This window comes from Plasticicumulans lactativorans, from assembly GCF_004341245.1.
GTDB classification, from domain to species: Bacteria; Pseudomonadota; Gammaproteobacteria; order Competibacterales; family Competibacteraceae; genus Plasticicumulans_A; species Plasticicumulans_A lactativorans.
In genome coordinates this window covers 59,153-73,454 of record NZ_SLWY01000005.1, presented here as the reverse complement: position 1 = coordinate 73,454, position 14,302 = coordinate 59,153, and the positions used below count along the sequence as shown (strand labels likewise).

Annotated in this window: 17 protein-coding genes; all 17 read right to left on the bottom strand. The window is 63.3% G+C overall.

All coding sequences use genetic code 11. The annotated features are described in order from the left end of the window. Positions 1 to 19: 19 nt before the first annotated feature. Positions 20 to 388 (bottom strand): 50S ribosomal protein L14, encoded by a 369-nt coding sequence (gene rplN, locus EV699_RS04965; protein ID WP_132539586.1) that lies wholly within the window; start codon positions 386 to 388, stop codon positions 20 to 22. A gap of 73 nt (positions 389 to 461) precedes the next feature. Continuing rightward, positions 462 to 725 (bottom strand): 30S ribosomal protein S17, encoded by a 264-nt coding sequence (rpsQ, locus tag EV699_RS04960; protein WP_132539584.1) that lies wholly within the window; start codon positions 723 to 725, stop codon positions 462 to 464. Further along, positions 722 to 922 (bottom strand): 50S ribosomal protein L29, encoded by a 201-nt coding sequence (gene rpmC, locus EV699_RS04955; protein WP_132539582.1) that lies wholly within the window; start codon positions 920 to 922, stop codon positions 722 to 724. The genes rpsQ and rpmC overlap by 4 nt, the downstream gene beginning before the upstream one ends. Beyond that, positions 922 to 1,335, bottom strand: coding sequence for a 50S ribosomal protein L16 (rplP, locus tag EV699_RS04950; RefSeq protein ID WP_132539580.1), 414 nt, complete (start codon positions 1,333 to 1,335; stop codon positions 922 to 924). Before rplP ends, rpmC begins: the two co-directional genes overlap by 1 nt. Before the next feature lie 75 nt (positions 1,336 to 1,410). Continuing rightward, complete coding sequence (gene rpsC / locus EV699_RS04945; protein WP_132539578.1) at positions 1,411 to 2,085, bottom strand: 30S ribosomal protein S3; 675 nt, start codon at positions 2,083 to 2,085, stop codon at positions 1,411 to 1,413. A gap of 14 nt (positions 2,086 to 2,099) precedes the next feature. Then, a complete protein-coding gene (gene rplV / locus EV699_RS04940; protein WP_132539576.1) occupies positions 2,100 to 2,432 on the bottom strand; it encodes a 50S ribosomal protein L22 in 333 nt (110 codons plus the stop codon). 11 nt (positions 2,433 to 2,443) lie between these two features. Beyond that, on the bottom strand, positions 2,444 to 2,716 hold the full coding sequence (rpsS, locus tag EV699_RS04935; RefSeq protein ID WP_132539574.1) for a 30S ribosomal protein S19: 273 nt from the start codon (positions 2,714 to 2,716) through the stop codon (positions 2,444 to 2,446). 18 nt (positions 2,717 to 2,734) lie between these two features. After that, complete coding sequence (rplB, locus tag EV699_RS04930) at positions 2,735 to 3,559, bottom strand: 50S ribosomal protein L2 (RefSeq protein WP_132539572.1); 825 nt, start codon at positions 3,557 to 3,559, stop codon at positions 2,735 to 2,737. A gap of 53 nt (positions 3,560 to 3,612) precedes the next feature. Then, the gene (rplW, locus tag EV699_RS04925; RefSeq protein ID WP_132539570.1) at positions 3,613 to 3,909 is read right to left on the bottom strand and encodes a 50S ribosomal protein L23; all 297 of its coding nucleotides are present in this window, start codon (positions 3,907 to 3,909) and stop codon (positions 3,613 to 3,615) included. Then, positions 3,906 to 4,526 (bottom strand): 50S ribosomal protein L4, encoded by a 621-nt coding sequence (gene rplD / locus EV699_RS04920; RefSeq protein WP_132539568.1) that lies wholly within the window; start codon positions 4,524 to 4,526, stop codon positions 3,906 to 3,908. The genes rplW and rplD overlap by 4 nt, the downstream gene beginning before the upstream one ends. 11 nt (positions 4,527 to 4,537) lie before the next feature. After that, the gene (rplC, locus tag EV699_RS04915) at positions 4,538 to 5,182 is read right to left on the bottom strand and encodes a 50S ribosomal protein L3 (RefSeq protein ID WP_132539566.1); all 645 of its coding nucleotides are present in this window, start codon (positions 5,180 to 5,182) and stop codon (positions 4,538 to 4,540) included. A 78-nt stretch (positions 5,183 to 5,260) separates the two neighbouring features. Then, a complete protein-coding gene (gene rpsJ / locus EV699_RS04910; RefSeq protein WP_132539564.1) occupies positions 5,261 to 5,572 on the bottom strand; it encodes a 30S ribosomal protein S10 in 312 nt (103 codons plus the stop codon). Between the two features lie 6 nt (positions 5,573 to 5,578). Further along, a complete protein-coding gene (gene tuf, locus EV699_RS04905) occupies positions 5,579 to 6,769 on the bottom strand; it encodes an elongation factor Tu (RefSeq protein ID WP_132539540.1) in 1,191 nt (396 codons plus the stop codon). 34 nt (positions 6,770 to 6,803) lie between these two features. Continuing rightward, entirely contained in the window at positions 6,804 to 8,900 is a 2,097-nt protein-coding gene (gene fusA / locus EV699_RS04900; RefSeq protein ID WP_132539562.1) for an elongation factor G, read from the bottom strand. Positions 8,901 to 8,917: 17 nt separating this feature from the next. Next, complete coding sequence (gene rpsG / locus EV699_RS04895) at positions 8,918 to 9,388, bottom strand: 30S ribosomal protein S7 (RefSeq protein ID WP_132539560.1); 471 nt, start codon at positions 9,386 to 9,388, stop codon at positions 8,918 to 8,920. 56 nt (positions 9,389 to 9,444) lie between these two features. Beyond that, positions 9,445 to 9,819 carry a 30S ribosomal protein S12 gene (rpsL, locus tag EV699_RS04890; RefSeq protein WP_132539558.1) on the bottom strand — a complete coding sequence of 125 codons (375 nt, stop codon included), beginning with the start codon at positions 9,817 to 9,819 and terminating at the stop codon, positions 9,445 to 9,447. A gap of 210 nt (positions 9,820 to 10,029) precedes the next feature. Continuing rightward, entirely contained in the window at positions 10,030 to 14,253 is a 4,224-nt protein-coding gene (rpoC, locus tag EV699_RS04885; protein ID WP_132539556.1) for a DNA-directed RNA polymerase subunit beta', read from the bottom strand. Positions 14,254 to 14,302 lie beyond the last annotated feature (49 nt).

Here is a 14,302-nt window from a genome sequence, read left to right as displayed (position 1 = left end):
CGCTTGACCCTTTCCCTACTCAAAGCACTTCAGGTGCCAGAGAGATGATTTTCATGAAGCGCTCGCCGCGCAACTCACGCGTCACCGGTCCAAAGATACGGGTACCGATGGGTTCAAGTTTGTTGTTCAGCAGAACCGCCGCATTTCCATCAAAACGGATCAGCGAGCCATCAGCGCGGCGCACACCCTTGCGGGTACGCACCACCACCGCATTGTACACATCGCCCTTCTTGACCTTGCCGCGCGGAATCGCTTCCTTGACGCTGACCTTGATGACATCGCCAATCTGCGCGTAGCGCCGGTGGGAGCCACCCAGCACCTTGATGCACATAAGGCGACGGGCGCCGCTGTTGTCAGCGACATCCAAGCTCGTTTGCATCTGAATCATGACTTATTACCGCATGTACTGCGTGGACTCACACAACCAGCTTATCCGCAGTTGTTGCTGCGGGGGCTGCCCTTCATTCAGTAGCTCGCGACTCGATGCGAACCAACTTCCAAGCCTTGGTCTTGGCGAGCGGGCGGCACTGTTCGATGGTCACCACGTCTCCTTCGCGGCACTGGTTCGATTCGTCGTGTGCATGGAGCTTGCTCGAACGGCGCACGTACTTGCCGTAGACCGGGTGCTTAACGAGCCGCTCGACCACCACGGTGATCGTTTTGTCCATCTTGTTGCTGGACACCCGCCCGGTAACGGTGCGCGATACCTTGCGTTCGTCACTCATGCCACACCAGCCTTCGCTTTCTCATCAAGAACCAATTTCACCCGGGCGATATTGCGACGCGCCTGCCGGAACAGATGCGGCTTGTTCAACTGTCCGGTGGCACGCTGCATTCTCAGGTTGAACTGCTCGCGCAGCAATGCCAGCAGTTCCTGCTTCAGCTCATCCGCACTCTTTGCGCGAAGTTCGTTGGCATTCATCACATCACCGTCCGGTTGACGAACGTGGTTTGCACGGGGAGCTTCGCGGCAGCGAGGCGAAAAGCCTGGCGTGCGATCTCTTCCGACACGCCTTCGATTTCATACAGAACTTTTCCGGGCTGCACCTTCGCCACCCAGTACTCGACATTGCCCTTGCCGCTACCCATACGAACTTCCAGAGGCTTCTGAGAAATCGGGACGTCAGGGAAGACGCGGATCCATATCTTGCCGCCACGCTTGACATGGCGACTGATGGCACGACGCGCGGCCTCAATCTGCCGGGCGGTAATGCGCGCACGGCCAACACACTTCAACCCGAACTCGCCGAAACTCACCTTATTGCCGCTGGTCGCGAGTCCGCGATTGCGCCCTTTGCGCTGCTTGCGGAATTTCGTTCTCTTCGGCTGTAACATTTTCTTTCCCCGTCAGCTAAAAAAGAAACTCCGCGCCTACCACGCGGAGCTCCTCGGAGTCACCAGCATGAAACGTCAGGCTGCAGACGCCCGATCGGACTTGGATTCCGTCTGACGCTCAAGACCGAAGACCTCGCCCTTGAACACCCACACCTTGATACCAATCACGCCATACGTCGTACGCGCTTCGGCGAAGCCATAATCGATGTCGGCACGCAAGGTGTGAAGGGGAACACGACCTTCCCGGTACCACTCACTCCGGGCAATCTCGGCGCCGTTCAGCCGGCCAGAAATATGTATTTTAATACCTTGTGCGCCCAAACGCATAGCGTTCGTGACCGAACGCTTCATCGCGCGCCTGAACATGATGCGTCGCTCAAGCTGCTGCGCGACACCCTCGGCAACCAGCTGCGCATCAAGTTCCGGCTTGCGGATCTCTTCGATATTGATGTGCACCGGCACACCCATGCGCTGCGACACTTCCTTGCGCAGCGCTTCGATGTCTTCGCCCTTCTTGCCGATCACCACGCCCGGACGCGCCGTATGAATGGTGATGTGAGCGGTACGGGCCGGACGCTCGATCTGAATGCGGCTCACCGATGCGTGAGCCAGCTTCTTCTTGAGAAAGCTCCTGACAGCGAGATCCTGCTCAAGAAAATCGGGAAAATTCTTCGAATCCGCATACCACTTCGACGTCCAGTCCGAGGCGATGCCGAGGCGAATTCCCGTAGGATGTACTTTTTGACCCATGTCGGCCTCCTGAATTACTTCTCGGCAACCGTGACCGTGATATGGCTGGTGCGCTTGACAATCCGGTTACCGCGGCCTTTCGCACGCGCATGCATGCGCTTCAGGACAGGGCCCTCGTCCACGCAGATTGCGGAAACCTTCAGTTCATCGACGTCGGCGCCCTCGTTGTGCTCGGCATTGGCAATCGCCGATTCGAGCACGCCCTTGACCAGATGGGCCGCCTTCTTGTTGCTGAAGGTCAACAACTGCAATGCACTGCCGACCGGAAGACCGCGCACCTGGTCAGCCACCAGGCGCGCCTTCTGCGGCGAGATGCGCGCATGCTTGAGCTTTGCATAGGCTTGCATGACGTCTGCCCTCACCTGGACTTCTTGTCGGCGACATGACCCTTGTAGGTACGTGTCGCGGCAAATTCGCCGAGCTTATGCCCGATCATGTTCTCGGTGATGAGAACGGGCACGTGCTGGCGGCCGTTGTGAACGGCGATCGTGATGCCGATCATGTCCGGCAACACCATGGAGCGACGCGACCAGGTCTTGATCGGCTTCTTGCTATTCGTGGCCACCGCCTCCTCCACCTTCTTGGCGAGGTGGAGGTCGACGAACGGCCCCTTCTTGATCGAACGTGGCACTGAACGATTCCTCTCGAATTACTTCGTGCGGCGGCGGACGATGAAGCCGTCGGTGCGCTTGTTGGCGCGGGTCTTGTAGCCCTTGGTCGGGACACCCCAAGGCGTGACGGGATGACGCCCACCGGAAGTGCGCCCTTCACCGCCACCGTGCGGGTGGTCGACCGGGTTCATCGCCACACCGCGCACAGTCGGCCGAACCCCCAGCCAGCGTTTCGCCCCCGCCTTGCCGAGGGAGCGCAGGCTGTGCTCCTCGTTGCCAACCTCACCGATCGTGGCCTTGCAGTCGACGTGGACCTTGCGCATCTCACCGGAGCGCAAACGCAGCGTCGCATAGGAACCCTCGCGGGCCACCAACTGAACACCGGCCCCGGCACTACGGGCAAGCTGTGCCCCCTTGCCCGGCCGCATCTCGACGCAATGGATCGTCGAGCCGACGGGTATGTTGCGCAGGGGCAGGGCGTTGCCGACCTTGATCGGCGCGGAAGCCCCCGAAACCAGCACAGCCCCTGCAGCGACGCCGCGCGGCGCGATGATGTAGCGGCGCTCGCCGTCGGCGTAAAGCATCAGCGCAATGTGCGCGCTGCGGTTCGGGTCGTACTCGATGCGCTCGACCCGCGCCTGGATGTTGTCCTTGTCGCGCTTGAAATCGATGAACCGGTAGTGCTGCTTGTGTCCGCCACCCTGATGGCGGGTCGTAATTCGGCCGACATTATTGCGGCCGCCGGACTTGGTCTGCTTCTCGACCAGCGCAGCAAAGGGACGCCCCTTATGCAAGCCCGGCGTGCTGATCTTGACCACAAAGCGACGCCCCGGGGACGTCGGTTTGGTTTTGACAATCGCCATGTTCGTTGACCTCGATTTGGTGTGTTGGCCTGGACAGGATCTTCCGTCTCGCCTTACTGGCCACCCAGGAAGTCGATTTCCTGGCCGGCCTCCAGCGCGACATAGGCTTTCTTCCAGTCCGAGCGCACACCGAACCGCGCGCCAAAGCGCTTGCGCTTGCCTTTGACGTTGGACACGTTGACCGACTTCACCTTGACGTTGAACAACATCTCAACGGCGCCCTTGATCTCGGGCTTGGTTGCATCGGCCGCAACCTTGAAAACAACCTGACTGCCAGACTCCGCGACGCCAGCGCTCTTCTCCGAGACATGCGGCGCAAGCAGCACTTTCAACAAGCGCTCCTGGTTCATGCTAGCCACTCTCCAACTCGCTTCACCGCTCCGACAGTCATCACCACACGGTCAAATCCGATCAGGCTGACAGGATCGAGGCTTACGACGTCGCGCACGTCGACCTTGTGCAGATTGCGGGCCGACAGATAAAGGTTGAGGTCGATGTCTTCCGTGACGAACAAGGCGCTATCGGTCCCCAGATCCCGCATGCGGGCCGCCATCAGCTTGGTCTTGGGCTCGGCGATCGACAGATCGTCGACCACGACCAGGCGGTCCTGACGCACCAGTTCGGAGAAGATGGAGCGCATCGCCGCGCGATACATCTTCTTGTTGAGTTTCTGCGAATGATCCTGGGGGCGCGCCGCGAACGTCACGCCACCCCCACGCCACAAGGGACTGCGACTGGTACCCGAACGCGCCCGGCCGGTACCCTTCTGCCGCCACGGCTTGATGCCGCCGCCACTGACTTCCGAACGCGTCTTCTGCCCGCGGGTGCCGGCCCGACCGGCAGCCATGTAGGCGACGACGGCCTGATGGACGAGCGTCTCATTGAACTCCCGCCCGAAGGTCTCATCGGCAACGGTGAGCACCGCTCCGGAGGGCTGACCGCTGACGGTCTTCACTACGAGTTCCATAACCCCTCCCCTCAACCACGCGACTTGATGGCTGGACGGACGATCACGTCGCCACCCTTAGAACCCGGCACGGCTCCCTTGACCAGCAGCAGGTTGCGCTCGATATCCACGCGCACCACTTCGAGGTTCAGCGTGCTGCGCTGGACGGCACCGAGATGCCCGGACATGCGCTTGCCCTTGAAGACGCGGCCCGGTGTCTGGTTCTGACCAATCGAACCCGGCGCCCGGTGGGAGACGGAGTTACCGTGGCTGTTGCGCTGATGATGGAAGTTGTGGCGCTTGATGCCGCCGGCAAAGCCCTTGCCGATCGACGTGCCCGTGACATCGACCTTCTGCCCGGCGGAAAACAGGTCCACTTTCAGTTCGGTACCGACGGCGATGTCGGTCCCTTCGTCACCGGCGAGCCGGAACTCCCACAGCCCGCGACCGGCGAGGACGCCGGCACCCGCATAGTGGCCGGCGAGAGGTTTCGTCACGCGACTGGCGCGACGCTCACCGGTCGTCACCTGGAGCGCCCGATAACCATCGACGTCGTCGGTCTTGATCTGAGTGACGCGATTGGGCTCGACTTCGATTACCGTGACCGGAACCGATACGCCCTCGTCGGTGAACACGCGAGTCATGCCAGCCTTGCGGCCGATCAATCCAATTGCCATATCTAGGAACTCCCACGCAAACCACGACGCGCCAGAGGAGGAGTGGCAAACTCCTCATGGCGCGGAAAGCCCGACAGTTTAGTTAAGTTTGATCTGGACGTCGACACCCGCGGCCAGATCGAGCTTCATCAACGCGTCGACCGTCTTGTCGTTGGGATCGACGATGTCCATCAGGCGCTTGTGTGTACGCAACTCGTACTGATCACGCGCATCCTTGTTGACGTGCGGCGAAATCAGGACGGTGAAGATTTCGTTCTTCGTCGGCAGCGGAATCGGCCCGCGCACCTGCGCACCGGTACGCTTGGCCGTTTCGACGATTTCCCGCGCCGACTGATCGATCAGCCGATGATCAAAGGCCTTGAGGCGAATACGGATCCGTTGATTGGCCATGCTGGTTTACTCGATCACCTTGGCGACGACACCGGCGCCGACGGTGCGACCGCCTTCGCGAATCGCAAAACGCAAGCCCTCTTCCATCGCGATCGGGGCAATCAGGCTCACCACCATCTTGATGTTGTCGCCCGGCATCACCATCTCGACGCCTTCCGGCAACTCGCACGCGCCCGTCACGTCCGTGGTGCGGAAGTAGAACTGCGGCCGGTAGCCCTTGAAGAACGGCGTATGACGGCCGCCCTCCTCCTTCGACAGCACGTACACCTCGGCTTCGAACTTGGTGTGCGGCTTGATCGTGCCCGGCTTGGCCAGCACCTGGCCACGCTCCACGTCCTCGCGCTTGGTGCCGCGCAGCAGCACGCCGACGTTGTCCCCCGCCTCGCCCGAATCCAGCAGCTTGCGGAACATCTCGACGCCCGTGCAGGTGGTCTTGGTCGTCGCGCGGATGCCGACGATCTCCACTTCGTCACCCACCTTCACCCGACCGCGCTCGATGCGCCCGGTCACCACGGTGCCACGCCCGGAGATCGAGAACACGTCCTCGATCGGCATCAGGAACGGCTTGTTGACCTCGCGCTCGGGCTGCGGGATGTAGGTGTCCAGCGCATCGACCAGCTTGATGATCGACGGCACGCCGATCTCGCTCTGGTCGCCCTCGAGCGCCTTCAGCGCGCTGCCGGTGATGATCGGAGTGTCGTCGCCCGGGAAGTCGTAGCTCGACAGCAGGTCGCGCACTTCCATCTCGACGAGCTCGAGCAGCTCGGGATCGTCGACCATGTCGGCCTTGTTCAGGTACACGACGATGTAGGGCACGCCCACCTGGCGGGCCAGCAGGATGTGCTCGCGCGTCTGCGGCATCGGACCGTCCGCGGCCGAGCACACCAGGATCGCGCCGTCCATCTGCGCCGCGCCCGTGATCATGTTCTTCACGTAGTCGGCGTGGCCCGGGCAGTCCACGTGCGCGTAGTGCCGGTTCGGGCTCTCGTACTCGACGTGCGCCGTGGCGATCGTGATCCCGCGGGCGCGCTCTTCCGGCGCCGCGTCGATCTGGTCATACGCCTTGAACACGCCACCGAACCGCTCCGCCCCCACCTTCGTCAGCGCCGCCGTCAGCGTCGTCTTGCCGTGGTCCACGTGACCGATCGTGCCAACGTTCACGTGCGGCTTCGTACGCTCGAACTTCTCTTTAGCCACTTTTGCTTTACCTCATGAATTCCAGGAAGCCGTCTCAGGACGACGCCTTCTTGATCACGGCCTCGGCGACGTTCGCCGGGGCCTCACTGTACTTGGAGAACTCCATCGAATAAGTCGCGCGCCCCTGCGTGGCGGAACGCAGCGAGGTCGCATAGCCGAACATCTCGGCGAGCGGCACCTCGGCACGGACGATCTTGCCGGAGGGAGAATCGTCCATCCCCTGCACGAGGCCGCGCCGACGATTGAGGTCGCCGATGACGTCGCCCATGTAATCCTCGGGGGTCTCGACTTCGACGTTCATGATCGGTTCGAGCAGGACAGGCTTGGCCTTGCGCGCACCTTCCTTGAAGCCCATCGAGCCGGCAATCTTGAACGCCATTTCATTGGAGTCGACTTCGTGGTAGGAGCCGTCGAACAGCGTGACCTTGACGTCCACCACCGGGAAGCCGGCGATGACGCCATTTTCCATCTGCTCCTGGATGCCCTTGTCGACGGCCGGCACGTATTCGCGCGGGACGACGCCACCAACGATGCCATTGACGAACTCGTAGCCTTTCCCCGCCTCCTGCGGCTCGATCTTCAGCCACACATGGCCGTACTGACCGCGACCACCCGACTGGCGCACGAACTTGCCTTCCTGCTCGACCGACGCCCGGATCGTTTCACGGTAGGCCACCTGCGGGGCACCGACATTGGCCTCGACCTTGAATTCGCGCTTCATCCGGTCGACGATGATTTCGAGGTGCAATTCGCCCATGCCCGAAATGATCGTCTGCCCGGACTCTTCGTCGGTATGCACCCGGAACGACGGGTCTTCCTGCGCCAACTTGTTCAGCGCAACACCCATTTTTTCCTGATCGCTCTTGGTCTTGGGTTCGACCGCAACCGAGATCACCGGCTCCGGGAACTCCATCCGCTCCAGCACGATCACCCGCTCCGGGTGACACAGCGTGTCACCCGTCGTCACGTCCTTGAGACCGACCGCAGCGGCAATGTCGCCGGCACAGACTTCCTTGATTTCCTCACGCGAATTGGCGTGCATCTGCACGATGCGACCGATGCGCTCTTTCTTGCCCCTGACCGAATTGAGCACCGAGTCGCCGGAATTGAGCACCCCCGAATAGACGCGGAAGAACGTCAGCGTGCCAACGAAGGGATCGGTCGCAATCTTGAAGGCGAGCGCCGCGAAGGGCTCCTTGTCCGAGGGATGACGTTCCGCCTCCTCGCCGTTCTCCAATGCGCCCTTGATGGCCGGGATGTCGACCGGCGCCGGCAGATAGCGCACCACCGCATCGAGCATGGCCTGCACGCCCTTGTTCTTGAAGGCGGAGCCACACAGCGCCGGGACGATCTCGCCGGCGATGGTGCGCGCGCGCAGCGCCGCATGCAGTTCGTCCGCGGTCAGCTCCTCGCCTTCGAGGTACTTCTCCATCAGGGTTTCATTGGCTTCGGCCGCGGCCTCGATGAGCTTCTCGCGCCACTCCTCGCACTCCGCCTGCAGATGCGCCGGGATGTCGCGCAGCTCGAAGGTCGTGCCCTGGGCCGCGTCATCCCAGTAGATCGCCTTCATCGAGATCAGATCGATCACGCCCTCGAAGCCGTCCTCGGCGCCGATCGGAATCTGCAGCGGCACCGGATTGGCGCGCAGACGATCCTTCATCTGCTGCACGACCCGCAGGAAATTGGCCCCCGCGCGATCCATCTTGTTGACGAACGCGATGCGCGGAACCCCGTACTTGTTCGCCTGCCGCCACACGGTTTCCGACTGCGGCTGCACGCCGCCCACCGCACAGTAGACCATGCACGCACCATCGAGCACCCGCATCGAACGCTCGACCTCGATCGTGAAGTCGACGTGACCGGGCGTATCGATGATGTTGATGCGGTGCTCGGGGAACTGCTGGGCCATGCCGTTCCAGAAGCAGGTGGTCGCAGCCGACGTGATCGTGATGCCACGTTCCTGCTCCTGCTCCATCCAGTCCATCGTCGCAGCGCCGTCGTGAACCTCGCCGATCTTGTGGTTCACCCCGGTGTAGAACAGGATGCGCTCGGTCGTCGTGGTCTTGCCGGCATCGATGTGGGCGCTGATACCGATGTTTCGGTAGCGCTCGATAGGGGTTTTACGCGCCACGGTCGGGCCCTCGTTGACTACCAGCGGTAATGCGCGAACGCCTTGTTGGCGTCGGCCATGCGATGCGTGTCTTCACGCTTCTTGACGGCGGCACCGCGGTTCTCTGCAGCATCGATCAACTCGCCGGCCAGTCGGCGGGCCATCGACTTCTCGCCACGCTTGCGCGCGGCATCGATGATCCAGCGCATCGCGAGGGTGTTGCGACGCACCTGGCGAACCTCCACGGGCACCTGATAGGTGGCGCCACCCACACGGCGCGACTTGACTTCGACGGCAGGCCGCACGTTTTCCAGCGCCTGCTCGAGCACCCCGACCGATTCGCTCTTGCCCTTCTCGGCGATCGCGTCGAGCGCGCCGTACACGATCTTCTCGGCCACCGACTTCTTGCCGCGCTCCATGACCATGTTCATGAACTTGGCCAGCATTTCGCTCCCGAACTTCGGATCCGGCAAGACGGAGCGCTTGGGTACTTCTCTTCTTCTCGGCATGAGATCTACTCAAATCTGCATCAAGTGACAGACGTCCCTGGCGGGCCGCCCGACGATCAGGACTTCGGCCGCTTCGCGCCGTACTTCGAACGTCCCTGGCGGCGCTTGGCCACGCCCGAGGTATCGAGACTGCCGCGAATGGTGTGATAGCGGACACCGGGGAGGTCCTTGACACGCCCCCCGCGGATCAGCACCACCGAGTGCTCCTGCAGGTTGTGCCCTTCGCCACCGATGTAACTCGTCACTTCCATGCCGTTGGTGAGGCGCACGCGAGCAACTTTACGCAGCGCCGAATTCGGCTTCTTCGGCGTCGTCGTATACACGCGGGTGCACACACCGCGCTTCTGCGGGCAGCCGTTAAGAGCCGGAACGGTGCTCTTTTCGGCCTTGTGGGTACGCGGCTTGCGCACCAACTGGTTGATGGTTGACATCGGCTTGATTACTCCGGAATTCGCGCTGAACCTTCAAACATGAACGACAGGCCGCTCGCCGACCCGCAGCCTCACGAAGGCGCGGGATTCTAGGCGGGTGCCCCCAGGGTGTCAAGCTGAGCGGACGGGAAGGCCCTGTAAAGTCAAGACCTTCTCCGACCCGTTCACCCAGCGTTTCGAACGTCGCCCCCGTCACCGCACGGGGTTCGCTCAGGCATCGCTCTCCGTCTCGGCGCCGAAATCGGCGGTGCCGAACTCGGCCGTGCTGAACTCGGAGTTGAAGCTCGACGACGACGGCAGCGGCATGGTGCGCCCGCCACGCCGATCGGCGTGGTAGGCCAGCCCGGTGCCGGCGGGGATCAGGCGTCCCACGATCACGTTCTCCTTCAGCCCACGCAGATCATCGCGGCTGCCGCGCACGGCCGCCTCGGTGAGCACCCGCGTCGTTTCCTGGAACGACGCGGCCGAGATGAACGATTCGGTCGCCAGCGACGCCTTGGTGATGCCGAGCAGCAGCGGCTGCCACCTGGCCGGCACGCCGTCCTGCCCCTTCTCGGCGAACACGCGGTCGTTCTCCTCGAACACGCGGGTACGCTCGACCTGCTCGCCCTTGATGAAACGGGCGTCGCCCGGGTCGTTGACCTCGACCTTGCGCATCATCTGGCGAATGATCACCTCAATGTGCTTGTCGTTGATCTTCACGCCCTGCAGGCGATAGACGTCCTGGATCTCCTTGACCAGATAAGCCGCGAGTTCGCGGACACCGAGCAGGCGCAGGATGTCCATCGGGTTCGGTTCGCCATCGGCGATGACCTCGCCCCGCTGCACGAACTCGCCCTCGAACACGTTGACGTGCCGCCACTTCGGGATGAGCTCCTCGTGCGTGTCGCCATCCTTGTCGGTGATGATCAAGCGCTGCTTGCCCTTGGTGTCCTTGCCGAAGCTCACCGAGCCCGAGATCTCCGCGAGGATCGCCGGCTCCTTGGGCTTGCGCGCCTCGAACAGGTCGGCCACGCGCGGCAGACCGCCGGTGATGTCACGCGTCTTCGACGACTCCTGCGGAATACGGGCGATGACGTCGCCCACCGCCACCTCGGCGCCGTCGGCCAGGTTGACGATGGCGCCGGCCGGCAGCGGGTACTGCGCATTGAGGTCGGTACCCGCGAGCTTGAGTGCCTGCTCGGCGGCATCGACCAGCTTCACGGTCGGACGCTTGTCCTTGCCGAGCGATCCGCGCAGCTTCGGATCCATCACCTCCAGGCTCGACAAGCCGGTGATGTCGTCGGTCTTGCGCTGAACGGTGACGTTCTCCTCGAAGTCGACGAAGCGCACGCGCCCCGCCACCTCGGTCACCACCGGATGGGTGTGCGGATCCCAGTTGGCGACGATCTGGCCGGCTTCGACGCCGTCGCCGTCCTTGATGCTCAGCACCGCGCCGTACGGCACCTTGTAGCGCTCGCGCTCGCGCCCGAACTCATCCATCACCGTGATTTCGCCCGAGCGCGACACGGCGACCAGATGACCGTCACGGTTGGTGACGTGCTTCAGGTTGTGCAGCCGGATCGAGCCCTTGGCCTTCACCTGCACGCTGCTGACCGCGGCCGCCCTCGACGCCGCACCACCGATGTGGAAGGTGCGCATCGTCAGCTGCGTGCCGGGCTCGCCGATCGACTGCGCCGCGATGACGCCGACGGCCTCGCCGATGTTCACGCGATGTCCGCGCGCGAGGTCGCGGCCGTAGCAGGCCGAGCACACACCGTAGCGGGTTTCGCAGGTGATCGACGAGCGCACCAGCACCTGGTCGATGCCGTTCGCCTCGAGCTCGTCCACCCAGTGCTCGTCGAGCAGGGTGCCGGCCGGTGCGACCACCTCCTCGCTGCCCGGCCGGCACACGTCGACGGCGACCACGCGACCGAGCACGCGTTCGCGCAAGGGCTCGACCACGTCGCCACCCTCGACGATCGGGGTCATCAGCAAGCCCTCGGTCGTGCCGCAGTCGGCCTCGGTCACCACCAGATCCTGCGCGACGTCGACCAGACGGCGCGTCAGGTAGCCCGAGTTCGCCGTCTTCAGCGCGGTGTCGGCGAGACCCTTGCGCGCACCGTGCGTCGAGATGAAGTACTGCAGGACGTCGAGGCCTTCGCGGAAGTTGGCGGTGATCGGCGTTTCGATGATCGAGCCGTCCGGCTTGGCCATCAGGCCACGCATGCCGGCGAGCTGGCGGATCTGGGCGGCGCTACCGCGCGCGCCCGAGTCCGCCATCATGAACACCGAGTTGAACGAGGGCTGGCGTACGGTCTTGCCTTCACGGTTGACGACGCTCTCGGTGCCGAGATTGTCCATCATCGCCTTGGCAACCTGGTCGTTGGTGCGCGACCAGATATCGACGACCTTGTTGTAGCGCTCGCCGTTGGTCACCAGGCCGGACGCGTACTGCCCCTCGATCTCCTTGACCTCGGCCTCGGCGCGCTCGAGGAACTGGCTCTTGTCCGTGGGGATCACCATGTCCTCGAAGCCGATCGACGACCCCGAACGCATCGCGTAGTGGAAGCCGGTGTACATCAGGTGGTCGGCGAAGATCACCGTGTCCTTGAGCCCGAGCCGGCGGTAGCACTGGTTGATCAGCTGCGAGATGGTCTTCTTCTTCAGCACCTGATTGGCGAGCTCGAAAGGCAGCCCCTCGGGGAACACCTCGAACAGCAGGGCGCGCCCGACGGTGGTCTCGACCCGACGCCTGATCTTCTCGCGGCTGCCGTCGGCGTGGATCACGGTCTCCTCGATCCGCACCTGGATCCTCGCCTGCAGTTCGACCTGCCGCGTCTCGTACGCCCGGTGCACTTCCTTGACATCGGTGAAGAGCATGCCTTCGCCGGCGGCGTTGACCCGCTCGCGGGTCATGTAATAGAGGCCCAGCACCACGTCCTGCGACGGCACGATGATCGGCTCGCCGTTCGCCGGGCTGAGGATGTTGTTGGTCGACATCATCAGCGCGCGCGCTTCCAGCTGCGCCTCGATCGACAGCGGCACGTGCACGGCCATCTGGTCGCCGTCGAAGTCCGCGTTGAACGCCGTGCAGACCAGCGGGTGCAACTGGATCGCCTTGCCCTCGATCAGCACCGGCTCGAAGGCCTGGATGCCGAGGCGGTGCAGCGTCGGGGCGCGGTTCAGCATCACCGGGTGCTCGCGGATCACCTCTTCGAGGATGTCCCAGACCTCGGCGCTCTCGCGCTCGACCATCTTCTTCGCGGCCTTGATGGTCGTGGCGATACCGCGGCGGATCAGCTTCGAGAAGATGAAGGGCTTGAACAGCTCCAGCGCCATCTTCTTCGGCAGGCCGCACTGGTGCAGGCGCAGAGTCGGGCCGACCACGATCACCGAACGCCCCGAGTAGTCGACGCGCTTGCCGAGCAGGTTCTGGCGGAACCGCCCCTGCTTGCCCTTGATCATGTCGGCGAGCGACTTCAGCGGGCGCTTGTTGGTGCCGGTGATGGCGCGACCGCGGCGGCCGTTGTCGAGCAGGGAATCGACCGCCTCCTGCAGCATGCGCTTCTCGTTGCGCACGATGATGTCGGGCGCCGACAGCTCCAGCAGGCGCTTCAGGCGGTTGTTGCGGTTGATGACGCGACGGTACAGGTCATTGAGATCCGAGGTCGCGAAGCGCCCGCCGTCCAGCGGCACCAGCGGGCGCAGGTCGGGCGGCAGCACCGGCAGGACCGTCATCACCATCCACTCCGGACGGTTGCCGGACTCGAGGAACGACTCCATCAGCTTCAGGCGCTTGGAGATGCGCTTGAGCTTGGTTTCGGAGGTGCAGTCGACGAGTTCCTCACGCAGCCTGGTCGCCTCTTCCTTGAGGTCCATGGTCTTCAGCAGCTGGTGCACGGCCTCCGCGCCCATGCGGGCGTCGAAGTCATCACCGTACTGCTCGATGGCATCGAGGTAGGTCTCGTCCGTCAGCAACTGCCCGCGTTCGAGCGGGGTCAGACCCGGCTCGATCACGACGAAGGACTCGAAGTACAGCACGCGCTCGATGTCGCGCAGCGTCATGTCGAGCAGCAGGCCGATGCGCGAGGGCAGCGACTTCAGGAACCAGATGTGGGCGACCGGGCTCGCGAGCTCGATGTGACCCATGCGCTCGCGGCGCACCTTGGCCAGCGTGACCTCGACGCCGCACTTCTCGCAGACCACGCCGCGGTGCTTGAGCCGCTTGTACTTGCCGCAGAGGCACTCGTAGTCCTTCACCGGGCCGAAGATCTTGGCGCAGAACAGCCCGTCGCGCTCCGGCTTGAAGGTGCGGTAGTTGATCGTCTCCGGCTTCTTGACCTCGCCGAAGGACCAGGACCGGATCATGTCCGGGGAAGCGAGGCCGATCCGTATGGCATCGAAATCGTCCAGCGCTTCGGTCTGCTTGAACAGATTCAGTAGGTCTTTCATCTCGTGACCGCTCGTGGGTTACCGGTCTAAACGTCCGCGTGCCATCTGA

Bases quoted from the DNA above. Each gene is read 5' to 3' on its own strand.
- rplV (WP_132539576.1), bottom strand. From the start codon at position 2,432: ATGCAAGCCTATGCAAAGCTCAAGCATGCGCGCATCTCGCCGCAGAAG.
- rpsL (WP_132539558.1), bottom strand. From the start codon at position 9,819: ATGTCAACCATCAACCAGTTGGTGCGCAAGCCGCGTACCCACAAGGCC.
- rpoC (WP_132539556.1), bottom strand. From the start codon at position 14,253: ATGAAAGACCTACTGAATCTGTTCAAGCAGACCGAAGCGCTGGACGAT.
- rpsJ (WP_132539564.1), bottom strand. From the start codon at position 5,572: ATGGCCAATCAACGGATCCGTATTCGCCTCAAGGCCTTTGATCATCGG.
- rpsG (WP_132539560.1), bottom strand. From the start codon at position 9,388: ATGCCGAGAAGAAGAGAAGTACCCAAGCGCTCCGTCTTGCCGGATCCG.
- rplD (WP_132539568.1), bottom strand. From the start codon at position 4,526: ATGGAACTCGTAGTGAAGACCGTCAGCGGTCAGCCCTCCGGAGCGGTG.
- rpsC (WP_132539578.1), bottom strand. From the start codon at position 2,085: ATGGGTCAAAAAGTACATCCTACGGGAATTCGCCTCGGCATCGCCTCG.
- rplW (WP_132539570.1), bottom strand. From the start codon at position 3,909: ATGAACCAGGAGCGCTTGTTGAAAGTGCTGCTTGCGCCGCATGTCTCG.
- rpsQ (WP_132539584.1), bottom strand. From the start codon at position 725: ATGAGTGACGAACGCAAGGTATCGCGCACCGTTACCGGGCGGGTGTCC.
- rplN (WP_132539586.1), bottom strand. From the start codon at position 388: ATGATTCAGATGCAAACGAGCTTGGATGTCGCTGACAACAGCGGCGCC.
- rpmC (WP_132539582.1), bottom strand. From the start codon at position 922: ATGAATGCCAACGAACTTCGCGCAAAGAGTGCGGATGAGCTGAAGCAG.
- rplB (WP_132539572.1), bottom strand. From the start codon at position 3,559: ATGGCGATTGTCAAAACCAAACCGACGTCCCCGGGGCGTCGCTTTGTG.
- rplP (WP_132539580.1), bottom strand. From the start codon at position 1,335: ATGTTACAGCCGAAGAGAACGAAATTCCGCAAGCAGCGCAAAGGGCGC.
- rplC (WP_132539566.1), bottom strand. From the start codon at position 5,182: ATGGCAATTGGATTGATCGGCCGCAAGGCTGGCATGACTCGCGTGTTC.